General features: G+C 39.6%; 4 protein-coding genes. 1 reads left to right on the forward strand and 3 read right to left on the reverse strand.

Going from position 1 to position 17,170, the window contains the following annotated elements; all coding sequences use genetic code 11:
• Positions 1-73: 73 nt before the first annotated feature.
• The 3 genes from CDC33_RS09910 to CDC33_RS09920 are packed head-to-tail and all read right to left on the reverse strand — an operon-like array spanning position 74 to position 15,622.
• Positions 74-1,117 carry a TauD/TfdA family dioxygenase gene (locus CDC33_RS09910; RefSeq protein ID WP_109008339.1) on the reverse strand — a complete coding sequence of 348 codons (1,044 nt, stop codon included), beginning with the start codon at positions 1,115-1,117 and terminating at the stop codon, positions 74-76.
• Positions 1,118-1,125: 8 nt separating this feature from the next.
• Positions 1,126-8,934 (reverse strand): non-ribosomal peptide synthetase, encoded by a 7,809-nt coding sequence (locus tag CDC33_RS09915; RefSeq protein WP_244919190.1) that lies wholly within the window; start codon positions 8,932-8,934, stop codon positions 1,126-1,128.
• 1 nt (position 8,935) lies between these two features.
• On the reverse strand, positions 8,936-15,622 hold the full coding sequence (locus tag CDC33_RS09920) for a non-ribosomal peptide synthetase (RefSeq protein ID WP_109008341.1): 6,687 nt from the start codon (positions 15,620-15,622) through the stop codon (positions 8,936-8,938).
• Positions 15,623-16,796: 1,174 nt separating this feature from the next.
• Between CDC33_RS09920 and CDC33_RS09925 the strand changes: the two genes are divergently transcribed.
• On the forward strand, positions 16,797-17,024 hold the full coding sequence (locus CDC33_RS09925; RefSeq protein WP_109008342.1) for an MbtH family protein: 228 nt from the start codon (positions 16,797-16,799) through the stop codon (positions 17,022-17,024).
• Positions 17,025-17,170: the final 146 nt, after the last annotated feature.

Here is a 17,170-nt window from a genome sequence, read left to right on the forward strand (position 1 = left end):
AATTACAATTTAAAAGTTAGTCAAAAATTTTCACAAATTCTAATAGATAATCATCAGCTAAAAATTAACTATCTCAAGTTTGACTAAAACTTATCAGTTCGCTCATCGCAACAAAAAGCTTACGTTCTCCCACATAAGGATTGCGCCCATGAGCAGTTAAGATGTTGTCCAGTAATAATATGTCTCCTTGTTGCCAAGAAAAACATATTTCTAGCCTTTGATATACTCCACAGATATCAAGCATTGTAGAGTCTTCAATGGGAGTGCCATCACCGTAAAAGCAATTTCGTGGCAAATCTTCTTTTTTAAAAGATGACAGTAGCGACTCACGGGTTTGTGCATTTAAACAAGCTAAATGCCAATGTTGTGCTTGATTAAACCAAGAAAATTCACCTGTTTGAGGATGCTTGATTACAGCTGGGCGAATAGAAATAGTTTTCAATCCACCACCTTTTTTCCATTCAAAGTCAATTAAATTGTTTTGACAAAACTTCTCTACATCTGCTCTACTTTGAGTTTGAAAAACCGTTTGCCAGTCAAGCCCTAATCCGTTTCCGTAATTACGAACATACATAACTTGCTTTTCAACAAATTGTTCCCTAATTTTAGGTTCTATGAGTTGAAACACTTTACGACTATCAACTATTGGCGTTTCTCCTCCTTGCTGTGCAGGTTGACGGCAGCCAAACAAAATTTTTGCAGGCCACTGATGATTAAAAGAATTCTCGTTATGCCACAATAACTTGCTATCCGCAGGATAAAAAACTGGAGTATAAACTTTACCAGTTACTGTTTCACGGGTATGTTCACCATTTTCATTGAATAGTTCTGAGCAAACCGCTAAACCAAACCTTTCAAATGCGGTTGTTGTAGTAATATTAAATCCTTTAAAAAGTATAGCACCATATTTAATTAAATTGGCATCTATAAATTCTTTATTTGCCTCCGCCCAATCTGCGATATCAACATCTGATATTGATGGTTTTATAATTAACGGTAGTTGCTGATTTTCAAAATTATCTAGTTTAATTAGTTCGGTTTCTAAACTGATAGATTTTCTTCCACCTTTGGGGAATTTATGCTGTAAGTTAGAGTCGCCTATTTTTACTTGTTTCATTTTATTCCTCAACTTTCAGTTACAACAATGTCAATTGCTTTTCGCTTAATCACACTTAACTTTTGTTGATATTTCTCTTTTCGCTTTTCTTCTTGATTTAACTGATGTTCTTTGTCTGATTTGTTGATAATTTCTTCTATCTCACTTAATTTGATGGCAGGATCTACAACAATTTGAGACAAAATTGTTTCAAAGCTATTTAGTAATCTAGCTATGCTATTTGCATCAAATAAGTCTTTGTTATATTTTAATGACCCAACTATTCCTTGCTCTGTATCTGTTAGTTCCAGCAGTAGATCGAATCTAGCGATCGCATTTTCTAAATCATCTAAACGAGTCAATGTTAAATCTGAAAGCTCTAAAGGATGTATGGGAGCATTTTGAAGGAGAAACTTGACTTGAAATAGAGGAGTTTGGTTTAAATCTCTTTTGGGATTAAGAGCGCTAACTAGCTTCTCAAATGGTAAATCTTGGTGAGCATAAGCTTCTAGACAAACTTTACGTACTTGTTGTAAATATTCGCGAAAACTGGGATTACCAAATAGGTTACTACGTAATACTAATTGATTAACAAAAAAACCAATTAAATTTTCTGTTTCAATTCTATTACGATTGGCAATATCGGTACCAACAACAATATCTTTGTCGCCTGTATACCAATACATTAAAACATTAAATGCTCCAAGTAGCGTCATAAATAATGTCATTCCAAGACTATTACTTAGCTTCTTAATTGCTTGTGATAATGTCTTAGAAACTCTCAAAGTTTGCCGCTTCTCCTGAGAGCTTTTAAGTTCTGAAGTTTGACGAATTTTAGGTAATTGCAAAACTGGTAAGTTGTCTCCTAATTGCTTTTCCCAGTATGTAAGTAAGGTATCAAGTACTTCACCCTGTAACCAGCTTCTTTGCCAAGTAGCAAAGTCTGCATACTGGATATTCATCTCTGTAAGTGGTGAAGGTTTACCACTAGAAAACGCTTCGTAAAGCGCTGACAATTCTCGGATAAAAACTCCTTCTGACCACGCATCGGAAATAATATGGTGCATCGTCACCAACAATATATACTCTTTAGTTTTTAATCGTAAAAGAGTTAAGCGTAATAAAGGAGGTTGAGTTAAATCAAATGGTTTTTGGTAATCTGCTAATCTTAATCTTTCTACTTCTATTTTTTGTTCAGTGTCAGGTAGATTTTGCAAGTCTACTATTTGCAAGGGTATATCTAAAATAGGAGTAATAATTTGGACTGGTTGACCATTTGAAATCTGGAAAGAAGTTCGTAATATTTCATGCCTTTGCACTATTTCATTAATAGTTAGCTCTAAAGCTGTTAAGTTAAGTGAACCTTGTAGTAGTACTGCGCTAGAACCATTATAAATACGTGAATTTGGATTTAATTGATGCAGAAACCATAATCTGTTTTGTGCAAAAGATAAGGGTAATTCTGTCTCTCGTGAAACCCGTTCAAGTAATATATTAGAATTAGCTGATAGCTTTTTAGACTCGATAATTTTGGCTATTTTTGCAATCGATGGTAATTCAAAAAATTGGCGGAGTGGTAAGTCTACATCAAATATTTTATTAATGCGGGATGTAATTTGGGTTGCTAAGAGTGAGTGTCCACCCAATTCAAAAAAGTTGTCGTTTATGCCGATTTTTTCTAAACCAAGTACTTGCATCCAGATAATCGCTAACTGTTTTTCAACAAGCGTCTGAGGAGCAACAAAGGTTTCTTCAAATTCTGGACGTATTGTATCAAGTGTGGATAATGCTTTGCGATCAACCTTACCATTAGGCGTGAGCGGTAGTGCCTCTAATATTACAAAAGCCCCTGGCATCATGTAGCTTGGCAACTTTGATTCCAAAAAGCTTCGTAGTTCAGAAATTGCCAGTGTTTGCTCAATTTGAGGAACTAGATATGCGACTATTATTTGAGAATCTCCCAAATCATTGTGTACTACAGCTATAGTTTCTCGAACTGTAGGGTGCTGGCTGATTACTGCTTCAATTTCTCCTAGTTCAATGCGAAAACCACGGATTTTTACTTGCTGGTCAATGCGACCAATGTACTCGATTTCTCCATTTGGTAAATAGCAAGCTAAATCCCCCGTTTTATAAAGACGCGCAGCTTTTTTACTGAAAGGATTGGGGATAAATTTTTCTGCTGTCAAATCAGGACGGTTAAAATAGCCTCGTGCGAGTCCCTCCCCACCTATATGCAATTCTCCTGCTACACCTACAGGAACTAACTGGCTGTGTTGGTCTAGAATGTAAAGTTGCGTATTAGCGATCGCACCACTAATCGGTACAATAGTACTATCACTTTCTACCTGAGATGCTGCTGACCAAATCGTGGTTTCTGTCGGGCCGTACATATTCCACAAAGAGGCACACCGATACAATAATTGATTAGCTAATTGTCCAGGTAAAGCTTCTCCACCACAGAGAATTTTTAATTGCTTATTGCCACTCCAGCCTGCTGCTAGAAGTAATTGCCAAGTCGCTGGTGTGGCTTGCATAACTGTAGCTTTTGAGTCTATCAGTTTTGCTGACAACTGCGTTCCATCTGAGGCAACTTCCCGACTAGCGATTACTAAACAACCACCAACTATGATTGGCAGAAAAAGTTCCAGCGCCGCAATATCAAAGGAATATGTTGTTACCGCTAGTAAGGTATCTTCATGGGTTAACCCTGGTGTTTGCCTCATGGAGTACAAAAAGTTGCTCAAAGCATTGTGGGGAATTTGTACACCTTTTGGTTTACCTGTTGAACCAGAGGTATAGATGACATAAGCTAGATTGTCAGTAGTTAGCTCAGATAATAAATTTTTCTTGCTCTGTTGTGCAATGTTGTGCCAATGTGCATCTAAACAAACAACTTGAGCTTTATGTTGCGGCATTGTTTCCACAAGGGAAGATTGAGTTAGCAGCACTGAAATTTGGGCGTCTTCTAATATAAATGCCAATCGCTCTTGAGGATAACTAGGGTCTAGTGGTATATATGCTCCACCTGCTTTGAGGATAGCTAATAATCCAATGACCATAGAGAGCGATCGCTCTACACAAATCCCCACCAATACCTCTGGTTTAACCCATAAAGCTTGCAAATGATGCCCTAGTTGATTTGCTCTGCTGTTCAGTTCTTGATAAGTAAGTTGTTCTTCCTCAAATACCACCGCCACAGCATCGGGTGTTTTTTCTACTTGCGCTTCAAATAACTGATGAATGCATAGGTGTTGAGGATACTCAACCTCCGTATCATTCCACTCAAACATTAATTGGCGTCGCTCAGATTCTGTCAACAGTGGTAGCTCCGACAAACGCTGCTTTGAATTAGCAACAATTCCTTCAAGCAACGTTTGCAAATGCGCTACCATTTCTTGTATAAAACTCTCCTTAAATAAATCAGTATTGTATTCTAAATTACCTAATAAACCATCAACTGTTTCAGTTATATATAAGGTCAAATCCAACTTGGCAGTATGACTATTGCTTTCTAAAATGCTTAAAGTTAAACCAGGCAACTCTAAAGCAGACATCGGCGTATTCTGAAGTACAAACATCACTTGAAATAGTGGTGTATGACTCAAGTCTCGCTGTGGTTGCAGTTCTTCAACTAACAACTCAAAAGGTAAATCCTGGTGTGCATAAGCTCCTAAAGCTACTTCTCGCACCCGTTTGAGTAACTCTTCAAAGCTAGGATTTCCTGCGAAGTTAGTCCGCAGTACTAAAGTATTGACAAAAAATCCAATTAGCCCTTCTATCTCTGCTCGGTTGCGGTTAGCGATGGGCGAACCAACCACAATATCTTCGCTACCTGTGTAACGCCATAGCAATGTTTGAAAAGCTGCTAACAGGGTCATAAATAAGGTGCTTCCCTGTTGCTGGCTGAATTTGTTTAAAGCAAAAGAGAGTTTATCAGATAGGTTGAATGAGTAAGTCGAGCCTCGGAAAGTCTGAATTGCTGGTCTGGGATAATCAGTAGGTAACTCTAAGACTTTTGGCGCGTTCTTTAACTGCTTGAGCCAGTAAGATGTCTGAGTTTTGAGTACTTCTTTTTGCAACCATTGTCGTTGCCAAGCCGCAAAGTCTACATACTGTATTGGTAGTTCAGGTAAGGGTGAGGGTTGTCCATTACAGAAAGCTTGATAAAGTGTTGCTAACTCCCTCACAAGTATATCTATTGACCAACCGTCAGAGACGATGTGGTGCATTGTCAATAATATTATGTGTTCTTCTTGACCAAGACGTAATAATTTCACTCTCAGTAGCAAGTCGCCGTTGAGATCAAAAGGTTTCTGTGCTTCTTGAAAAGCCTGTTTTTTGACTTCGGCTTCTTGTTGATTTAAAGGTAGCTCGCTAATATCGAATATTGGTAATGTTAATGACATTACCTCATGGATGACAGCGATCGCTTCCCCTTCTATTGTTTGAAAATTGGTTCGCAGGACTTCATGGCGGCTGATAATTTCGTTAAAACTTTGTTGTAGTGCCTCTACATTCAATTGTCCCTCTAGGCGAACAGCAGCAGGCATATTGTAGAAGGAACTATTTGGCTCTAATTGGGCCAAAAACCATAACCGTTGTTGAGCATAAGATAGCGGTAACTCTGGCGATCGCACAATCTGCTCAATATTCGTTACCTCATCTGCTGAGTCTACCTTAATCGCTTTTTCAATTTCTTTTGCTAGCCCAGCTATTGTTGGTTTTTCAAATAAATAACGTAAAGGAAGCTCTACTTTAAACACTTGCCGGATTCGGGAAATTACGCGAGTGGCGATTAATGAATGACCACCTAATTCAAAGAAATTATTATCAATACCTATTTTTTCAATACCAAGTACTTCTATCCAAATACCCGCTAATAAATCCTCAATTGGTGTGGAAGGAAGAATAATATTCGATGATGATATCTGTGTTAATTGAGGAATAGGTAGCGCTTTCCGGTCAACCTTACCATTAGGTGTAACTGGGAGTGCCTCTAACATGACAAAAGCTCCTGGTATCATGTAGCTTGGCAAATTTGACTCTAAAAAGCCACGTAATTGAGAAATTGTCAGTGTTTGTTCTTTTTGAAGAACTACATAAGCAACTAAACGCTTAGAATCTTCTGATTCACCCACAACAACTACAGTTTCTTGGACTGCTGGGTGTTGATTGATGACTGCTTCAATTTCTGCCAATTCAATGCGAAAACCACGGACTTTTACTTGATGGTCAATGCGACCAATGTACTCAATCTCTCCATCCACTAAATAGCGTGCTAAGTCTCCTGTTTTGTACAACCTTTCCCCTGGCTGCTTCGCGTAGGGATTGGGAATAAATTTATCCGCAGTCAGTTCAGGTTGATTTAAATAACCACGAGCTAAACCTGCACCGCTAATATACAACATACCAGGTACGCCTACAGGAACAGGTTGGTAATTTTTATCTAATAAATAAATCTGGGTATTATGAATCGGACGACCAATAGGTGGCGTGTTGTTAGTACCTTTTTGTATCCAGGCAAAGGTTGAATAAGTTGTATCTTCAGAAGGGCCATACAAGTTAAAGACTTGTTGTATATTCTCCTGTCGATAAAGTTCTTGTACGAGTTGATTATGAAGCGGTTCACCCGCGATATTAACAGTTTGCACTGAAGTTGGAATGCCATCAGTTCTTAGTAACTGTGAAATCACGCTTGGAACAGTATTAATTAAGGTTACATTCTCGGATGTTGCCAAGGCTGGTAAATATAGTGCATTCTCAATTAACAGAACCTTACCACCACAACATAGGGGAACAAATATCTCGAACACCGAAAGGTCAAAGCAAATCGAAGTTGATGCTAAAACTCCTTTTTTCGCTTGCATCTCAAAGGTTTTGTTTGCCCAATCTAACATTGCAACTGTGCTAGCGTGTTTAATCATTACACCTTTGGGTCTGCCTGTGGAACCAGAGGTGTAAATCACATAAGCTAGATTGTCAGGAGTTACTTCAGAGAATAAATTTTCTTGGCTTTGTTGGGCAATATAATGCCAATGTGTATCTAAACAAACGACTTGAGCTTTGTGTTGTGGCATTGCTTCTACAAGCGAGGCTTGAGTTAGCAAGACTGATGCTTGGGCATTTTCTAATACAAATGCTAATCGCTCTTGAGGATAACTAGGGTCTAGTGGGATGTATGCACCACCTGCTTTCAGGATGCCCAACAGTCCGATAATCATAGAGAGCGATCGCTCTACACAAATCCCCACCAATACCTCTGGTTTTACTCCTAGCGATCGCAAATGATGTGCCAATTGATTCGCTTTGCCGTTCAGTTCCCCGTAGGTCAATTTTTGGTCTTCAAACACCACCGCCACAGCATCGGGTGTTTTTTCTACTTGCGCTTCAAATAACTCATGGATGCATTGCTGTTGAGGATATTCAACCTGAGTATCATTCCACTCCACAAGCAACTGATGTCGCTCAGTTTCCGTCAACAGCGATAACTCACAAAGACGTTGCTCTGTCTTTGTTATCATACCCTCTAACAAAGTCTGCAAATGTCCTAGCATCCGGATGATAGTATCAGTGTCGAAGCGATGCCTACGGCGGGCTACGCCTACGCTATCATCACAAGTAATCTTGAGCAACAACTCTTCACCTGGAATCACAGTTAGAGTTATCGGATAGTTAGTCTTTTCAAAGTTATGAAAATCCTTGATCTCAAAATTTAGATCGCTCTGCCGTAAGGAAACATCTATAGGATAGTTCTCAAAAACGACAATACTCTCGAACAAAGATAAATCTTTGGGAACTTCGCTCCATCCTTGAATTTTCACTAACGGAGTATACTCATACTCGCGTGCTTCAACTAGTTGCTCTTTGATTTTCTGAAGCCAAGGCAAAAGAAATTCTTCAGGTGATACTTGTACTCTAATCGGCAGTGTATTTATCAATAGCCCTACCATAGACTCAACTTTAGCTAAAGTAGGGGGACGACCAGAAGTTACTGCCCCAAAAACTACATCTTCCTGACCACTATAGCGGCTCAATAGTAAAGCCCAAGCTCCCTGTACTAGGATGTTTAGGGTTAACTGGTGTTGCTTTGCTACAGATTGCAATCCTGCTGTTGTGACTACAGAAAGCTTAACTTCTCGCTCGTTAGAGGCATCTGTTTGAGCTGGTAATTTTATAGCTGCTTTATTTACCGATAGCTGTGTTGGAGTAGTAAAACCTTTAAGCGTCTGTCGCCAGAAAGCCTCAGCCTTGGATAGGTTTTGTTGCTGTAGCCAGACAATGTAATCTCGATATGGGCGAATGGGTTCTAGGTGAGTATCTTGAGCATTGCAGAAAGCTTTATAACAAGCAAAGACTTCCTTAAAAATCAAAGGAACAGACCACCCATCTAGCAATAGATGATGATGACTCCAGGTAAAGTTATAGGAGATGTCTGAAAGTTTAACTAGTGTTAGGCACATCAATGGTGGCTGCGTCAGTTCAAAGCCTCTGGAGCGATCGCTTTGCCATAAAAGTTCTAACTTTTGTTGTTGTTCTTCTGAGGAGAGATGCTGCCAATCATATTCCTGCCACGGTAGCGTCACCTGTCGATGCACAATTTGTACCGGTTCTTTTAAACCTTCCCAAACAAAGCAGGTTCGTAGAATTGAATGTCGTTCTACAACGTACTCCCATGCGCGATGGAATTCTGTAATGTTGAGCTTTCCTTGGAGAGTCAAACTAAATTGTTCAAAATAGACGCCAGATTTAGGGGCTGCAAGACTATGGAAGAGAATGCCCTGCTGCATCGGCGAGAGAGGATAAAAGTCTTGAATGTTTTTGTTTTTCACGCTCATCTTACATATCTCCCATAGCTGCTGTAATGGCGTCGAGATCGGCTTGATCCCATTGGCTTTGCTTAAACTCAGCGAAATCGGAAGGGGTAACACCACCTGCATCATAAGACTGACAATGAGCAATCAGCGATCGCAATGCCTCAATAAACCTTTGAGCAAGTCCTTCAATCGTGCTTTGCCGATACAACTCCTTGCTGTAAGTCCAACTCATTTGCAAATGTCCCTGATAAATACCACCGTTAATTTCTAACAAGTGAGTTCGCTTATTTTGCAACCCGTGACTTGAACCACTTAAACCCTGTACTAAGCTAAATAAAGATGATTCTGGTAAAACTTGATCAAACTGTCCTAAATAGTTAAAAATTACTTCAGCTTTTGACAAGGAAAGTTGTTCATTTATTTCCTTATTTTTATTAATAAAACGCAGTAATCCATAGCCAATGCCTTGATTTGGAATTACTCGAATCTGCTCTTTAATCGACTTTAAAGCTTTTCCTAGATCGTTAGTATTTTCCAGATTTAGGTGTACGGGAAAAATACTTGTAAACCAACCTACAGTCCTCGATAAATCCACATTCTCGAATATTTCTTCTCGCCCATGTCCTTCTAAGTCAATTAATAGAGAAGTTTCTCCCGTCCACTGGTGAAATGTTTGGATAAGTGCTGTTAACAATACATCATTAATTTGTGTCCGGTAAGCTGCTGGCACTTGTTGCAGCAAACTTTGAGTTTCTTCTGTGGATAATGATACTGATACAATAGAACTCGTCTCTTCTATATTATTTCCACCCGGAAAATCTATTGGTATCGACGAAATAGTTTGATGCTGTGTTGTCAGCCAGAATTCTATTTCTGAAAGCAGTACTGAAGATTGAGCATATTTTTGTAAACAGCTAGACCATTCTTTATAAGAAGTTGTTTTGGGTGGCAACTTTATAGCTTTTCCCTGACTAATTTGCTGGTAAGCTGTTTGAAAATCTTCAATTAAAATTCGCCACGATACAGCATCAACAACTAAATGATGAATAATCCAAAGCAAGCGGTTGGCTTGATTTTCACCCAAGTTAAAAAGAGCAACTTGGAATAATGGCCCTTGTGAAAGATTTAAGCTAGCTTGTAGTTTAGTGGCTGCTGCTTCGATTGCTGCTGCTTGTTTATCTTTTGGCAGCGCTGAAAAATCGAAGTATGTCAGTGGCATCCCATCATCAGGACTCGCGAACAGTGCTTGAGTACTAAATTCCTCTTGTATAAATCGTAAACGTAGGACATCATGATGATTTTGTAGATACTCTATGATTTTTTCTAAGATTACAGGGTCAATTTTTTGCTTGCTTTCTAACAATACCGACTGATTCCAGTGGTGTGGTTCTGGTTGATGTTGCTCAAAAAACCAGTGTTGAATGGGTGTTAAATCTAAAGCGCCAGTCACCGCCATCTGCTCGGCTTCAATTTTTTTTGTTGTTCCAGCTACAACCGCTAATCGAGCGATGGTTTGATGTTGAAACAATTGCTTAGGAGTCAAATTTAGCCCTATTTGGTTGGCTTTAAATATTACTTGAAGGCTAAGAATAGAATCGCCACCTAATCTAAAAAAGTTGTCGTTTCTACCTATTTTTTCCAAACCTAATACCTCTGCCCAAATAACAGCTAATTGTTTTTCAATAGTGGTTTGTGGTGCAACAAAGGTTTCTTCAAGTTCTAGACGTACCGTATTAGGAATAGGTAGTGCTTTACGATCAACTTTACCATTCGGCGTGAGCGGTAGTGCCTCCAAGATTACAAAAGCTGCTGGTATCATATAGCTTGGCAACTTTGGCTCCAAGAAGCCGCGCAGTTCAGTAATTGTCAGTGTTTGTCCTTTTTGAGGAACTACATAAGCGACTAAACGTTTAGAATTTACAGAATCTTGACTTACGACAACTACAGTTTCTCGAACGGCTAAGTGTTGATTGAGTAAGACTTCTATTTCACCTAATTCAATGCGAAAACCCCGAATTTTAACTTGATGGTCGATGCGTCCGATAAATTCCAAGTTGCCATCAGGTAGATAACGAACTAGGTCGCCTGTCTTATAAAAACGCGCTCCTGGTTCTGTAGTATAAGGATTGGGGATAAACTTTTCTGCTGTTAATTCTGGTCGGTTGCGGTAGCCTCTTGCTACACCCACACCTCCAATATAAAGTTCTCCTGGAACACCTATTGGTACCAATTGCAGAGATGAATCGAGTACATATGACTGAATGTTATTAGTTGGTTTTCCAATTGGCAACTCACATCCTACAGTTTTAATATCTGTTACTGCCGAGAAATCGCACATTGTCGCAGAAATTGTCGTTTCTGTAGGGCCGTAGCAATTAATGAGTCGCACTTGTTCCTTTGCCTGTTGCCGCCATATTTTCAACCGAGAGGGTTCAGCTTTTTCGCCACCAATCAGAACTAATCGTACTGTTGCGGGTAGTACTAAATTTCCTATAGACAGATCATCTGTTAGCTGATGCCAAAAGCTAGTAGGTAAGTCAAGTATTGTAAGTTCCAAATTATTACATTGATACAGGAACTCCGATATGGAACTCAACATTTGATCAGTTCGCAGTATTAGGGTTGCACCTTGCACTAAACACGAAAAGATTTCTTCGGCAGCTACATCAAAACTAATTGAAGTAAACTGCAATAGGCGATCACTCGACTTCAGTGCAAACTCTATATATGTAGTATTAATATAATTACTTAAAGAGCGATGCTGAATCATTACTCCTTTGGGTGTTCCCGTTGAACCAGATGTATAAATTAGATAAGCAAGGTTTTCAGGTTGTGTCTGATTAATCGGGTTATCTTGGCTATTATCAGCAATTTTTTGCCAGTCTGTATCTAAGCAAATGGCTTGAGATTGATGTTCACAGAGTGTGTCCAATTGTACTGATGTAGTTAGTAAAACTGACACTTGGGCATCCTTTAACATCAAAGTGAGGCGTTCTTTTGGATAGGCTGGATCTAGAGGCAGATATGCTCCTCCAGCTTTGAGGATTCCCAAAAGTCCGATAATCATCTCTAAAGAGCGTTCTATGCAGATTCCCACTAAAACTTCTGGTTTGACTCCGAAGTTTTTGAGGTAGTGCGCTAGTTGATTGGCTCGCTGATTTAATTCTCTGTAAGTTAAATACTGATTTTGAAACACCACTGCAACTGCATTTGGTGTCCGTTCTACCTGCGCTTCAAATTGTTGATGAATGCATTCTTGAGAATTGGGAATTTGAGATTTATTTGTACTAAGTTCTAGTAACTCATGATGATCTGCGGCGCTCAAAAGTGGGAAGTTGGATAGCCGAGCTTGAGGATTAACAGCAATGCCTGAGAGCAAATTCTGAAAGTGTCTCAGCATCTTAGTGATGGTAACAGCATCAAATAGGTCAGTATTATACTCAAATGATGCCATCACTCGTTCTTTAGTAATCTCAATAGACAAGCTTAAATCAAACTGCGCTGTTTTGGTTTCTATTTTTAATAAGCTCAATGCCAAACCAGGCATTTCTGGTAAATGCGAGTAATCTTGGACATTGAACATAACTTGGAAAAGCGGCGTTTGACTGGTATGCCGTTCTGGCTGCACTGCTTCTACAATTTGGTCGAAGGGCAAATCTTGGTGTGTATAAGCTCCTAAAGCTACTTTTTTTACCCGCGTTAGCAACTCGTCAAAAGTCGGGTTGCCGCTCATATCTGTACGTAGCACCAATGTATTGACAAAAAAGCCAATTAACTGTTTGATTTCATCACAGTTACGGTTAGCGATCGCTGTTCCTACAGCAATATCATCTTGATCGGTATAACGATAAAGAAAAGTCTGAAATGCTGCTAATAGCAACATGAATAGAGTTACACCCTCTTGACGAGCGATCGCCTTTAATTGCTCAATGACTTTTTCAGGCAACTCGATAGATTGTTGAGCGCCGTGTGAAGTTTGCACTACCGGTCGAGGTCGATCAGTAGGTAGTTGTAATGCGGCTGGGATACCCTCAAGTTGTTGCTTCCAGTAAGAGAGTTGCGTTTGTAGAATTTCCCCTTGTAACCATTGTCGCTGCCAGTGTGCAAAGTCTTTGTATTGGATAGAGACTTCCAGTAGAGGTGAAGAACTTCTAGTTAAGAACGCTTTGTACAGTAATGCTATCTCTTGTAAAAATACCTCAACAGACCAGCCATCAGAGATTATGTGGTGCATCTCAAGCAAAAGAACATGCTCTTGCTGTTCTAGGCGCAAAAGTTTAGCACGTAACAATGGCCCCTGTATTAGATCAAAAGGTTGTTGGCTTTGTTGAGTCAACAATTGCTGGACTGCGGCATTTTGATAATCTATTACTGATAAAGATAATTTTAGAGAAGAAGCAATAATTTGAACCGATTGTCCGTTGACTGTAGAAAAAGTGGTTCTTAGCGTTTCATGTCGCTGAATAACTTCATTCAGACTTTGTTCTAGTGGAGTAACTTCAAGCTGACCTTTGAGATTAATAGCTAAGGAAATATTGTAAGCTGGGTTGCCTGGTTCTAAACGATCAAGGAACCATAGTCGTTGTTGGGCAAAAGATAGGGGATAAACTTCGGCTTTCTGGACTTGGGTAAGGGATAGTGATGGTATTGCCTCAGCTGTTAGTTGAGCTAGAATCTTCGTGACGAGCGATCGCGTACTCATCCCTTCAAAAAAGTCTGCTACGGATACTTCTACTTCTAAATCAACCTCAATCCGGTTTTTCAAATCGAATACTTTTAAAGAATCAAGTCCCAGCGTGCTTAATGGTTCTTGTGGATTAATATCATCCGGTGCGATAGAAAGTACTCTCGCCAAAAGTTCAATCAGATATGACTCTAAAATCGGTTGACACTCTCTTGGGGAAAGCGCCAAAAGTTCAGAACGTTGTAATTGAGTTTCTTTTCTGGCAATATCACTAATCTTGAGAATGTCACTTTCAACTACATTCAGTTCACCATTTTCAAACTGAGCGCGAGTTGCACGACGTTGAATCTTACCGCTAGAAGTTTTAGGTATACTACCTGGTTTAATTAAAACTACACCATAAACTTGTACTTCATGTTCTTCAGTAATTGATTGCCGAATTGCACTAGCCACTTCTGCTAAATTTGGCTTGGCGCGAAACTCTAATTCTTGTACAACTACCAGCCTTTCTTCGTTGTTAACCTCTACTGTAAATGCTGCATTAGCACCGCAACGTAAGGATGAATGGCTGCGTTGGGCGGTTAATTCGATATCTTGCGGGTAAAGATTGCGACCGCGAATAATAATTAAATCTTTTGCTCTACCTGTAATGAAAAGCTCACCATTGTCTAAAAAGCCTAAGTCACCAGTCCGTAAAAACGGCCTCTCTTTTGTGTCTTTCAGATAGGCGTGGAATGTTTGCTCTGTTTCTTCTGTTCGATTCCAGTAACCCTGACCTACACTCAGTCCAGATACCCAGATTTCGCCAACTTCATCTGATGAACAGCGAGTTAATGTTTCAGGATTAACAATCACAATCTGCTGTTGAGGAATAGTTTGACCACAACTGACAAAGCTTTGGATATCTTGATTCTGGATAGTTGCTTCGACTATCTGGTTCTGTGAAAGTGCAGATTTCTCTACAGTTTTTACTTGAGCTAAGGCTGTTTTGATCCCACCAGAAACTATCAAAGTTGCTTCCGCCATGCCGTAACAGGGGTAGAATGCTTCAGGGCGAAAGCCACACTCTGCAAAGGTGGTTGCAAATAGCTCAAGAGTATCTTGTCGGACTGGTTCAGCACCGTTAAATGCAACACTCCAACTACTTAAGTCAAGAGTTTCTTTTTGTTCTTGAGTAATCCTTTGAACACATTGTTCATAGGCAAAGTTGGGGCCACCACTGGTTGTACCTTTGTAGCGGGAAATTGCTTGCAACCACCGATAAGGTCTTTGCAGAAATGATGCTGGGGACATTAAGACGCAAGGAAAACCACCATACAAAGGTTGTAAAATCCCACCAATCAAACCCATATCATGGTAAATAGGTAGCCAGGATACAAACTTACTACTAGGCGAATGTTCCATCATTTGGTAGGTTACGGCGGCGTTGTGCAGCAGATTGCCATGACTGAGCATGACTCCCTTTGGTGTACCTGTAGAACCTGATGTGTATTGCAAAAAGGCTAGGGTATCCTCATTGATTGCAGGTTGTTGCCAAGAATCTTCTATACCCTGTGCAATGTTGTCAGTTGTCAGCCAGTGAAAATTTCCCTGTTTTGTTAGGAGTGTGAGTATTGATTGTAATGTGGGGAGCATTGCTGTTGTGGTGAGAGCAATACTTGCCTGTGCATCTATGCTAATAGCCTGTATTCTGGGCGTTTTACGTTGATTGGAAGGCGGATAAGCTGGAATCGCCACTACCCCAGCATATAGACAACCAAAAAATGCGCTTAAGTAATCCAGTCCAGGAGGATAGAGCAATATGGCACGTTCCCCACTCAAACCAAGAGCTTGGAGTTGAGCTGCTACAGCCCGACTGCGCCGATCCAATTCTTGGTAAGTCAGCGTTAATTCCTGAGTCTCTCCATCTTCAAGGAAAGTAAAAGCTTGTGTGTGCGGCATCTGGAAACTGCGATCGCGCAGAATATCAACCATAGTCGCACACTGAGAGGGAATTTCTTGGAATTTATTGATAAATTGAGTCATTATTATGCTTCAGGTAATCAAATGCACACAAACAATAGTGGCAAAATTAATTAATCTCACACTCACTCCTGGCTGAACAAGGGTTTGAGCAGTTTTTGTGGGTATCTTAATTTAAAAATCCACTTAAATACAGCTAACCTTAAACTGACATACCTCTTTCTGGCTCAAAGTGCTGCCTTTAGAGGATTATTTAATTGAATTGGTGAAACCCAAAGAACAGACCTCAATGTTGCTCTAGGGAAGACAAGGTGAAATTAGTAAGTCATTTAAACTTCTATATTGCTAGTAATTTTCATTTAGACTTTCTTACATTACTAGTGATTGTGGCGTTTAGCAATACTGTAATTAATAAGGAATAATTATCAATAATTGAATATATGTCATTCTTAGACTATTACCAAAATCTTCTATGACTTTTGATAGATATCAACGGCTGAAAAGTCGAATGGTTTCAACGACCTGATTTTAGCGGAAGATGAAATTTTGTAGTATGAGGATAGTTCTGACATAGATAGAAGGATGAGGAAAAATGTGAAGTGAGTAGCTTGAACTGTTACCAAATTAATGATAATCTTTATTGTTAAGTAAATTCAGTAGATGAAAAAGTTTTCCAAAGGTCTTACCAGCCCTTTATTTGAGATGGGGAATACAATTCTCTGAAAGCAGCTTATAATCTACCTTTTGGCTTAACCTTGTTATGGATTGACTCAAGAGCGATCGCAGATTGCAGGTGCTTTGTGCATCGCAACCTTTGAGAGGTTAGTGGTGTTAAGATCCCCGACTTCTTCAAGAAGTCGGGGATCTAGTAGCTCCGCAAAATTAATGCGATAGACCACTAGTATGCCAAGTGTGATTATGACAGGTTAAACAAGTTAGTAGTAAGCACTTTACCCGGATTTCTCACAAAGGTTTAAACGAGTAGCCCAAAACGCTTATGCCACTTAGACTTGAGATAAAATACGCCGTTCACATATTGTTGTGATTCGTGCAGTGTCTAAAACGCTCAAAATCTAAGCCTGATAAAGGTTTGGTAATAGCGATCGCACCGCTTGTGAGAAATGCGGGTTTAGTACTTAAATTACGGCTAGAGCCACCAACTACTAACTTATTGTCGTGAAGTACTGGATTATCGAATTTTAAAAAGCATAGCCAATTAAGTAGCAGGAGACAAATTATGTACCAAGACGACAAAGAGGATACAACAATTTACAAAGTTGTACTCAATCATGAAGAACAGTATTCCATTTGGCCTGCTGACCAAGAAAACGCACTCGGCTGGAAGGATGCTGGCAAAAGTGGTTTGAAACAAGAATGTCTAGATTACATCAAAGAAGTTTGGACTGATATGAGACCATTAAGCCTTCGCAAGAAAATGGAAGAAACTGCTGGGGGTAAATCATAACGAATTTGATTTTTCGTAACGCCTGGTGACTGAAACTGCTGGGCGTTGAGCATTGATTATTCTTCTTTGCCCCTCTGCTTCCCAGTCCCTAGTACCGCAAGGCGGAAGTTAAAAGTCAAAAGTACAAAAGTCAAAAGTCACGCATA

The organism is Nostoc commune NIES-4072 (assembly GCF_003113895.1).
Classification (GTDB): domain Bacteria; phylum Cyanobacteriota; class Cyanobacteriia; order Cyanobacteriales; family Nostocaceae; genus Nostoc; species Nostoc commune.

Bases quoted from the DNA above. Each gene is read 5' to 3' on its own strand.
- CDC33_RS09910 (WP_109008339.1), bottom strand. From the start codon at position 1,117: ATGAAACAAGTAAAAATAGGCGACTCTAACTTACAGCATAAATTCCCC.
- CDC33_RS09915 (WP_244919190.1), bottom strand. From the start codon at position 8,934: ATGAGCGTGAAAAACAAAAACATTCAAGACTTTTATCCTCTCTCGCCG.
- CDC33_RS09920 (WP_109008341.1), bottom strand. From the start codon at position 15,622: ATGACTCAATTTATCAATAAATTCCAAGAAATTCCCTCTCAGTGTGCG.
- CDC33_RS09925 (WP_109008342.1), top strand. From the start codon at position 16,797: ATGTACCAAGACGACAAAGAGGATACAACAATTTACAAAGTTGTACTC.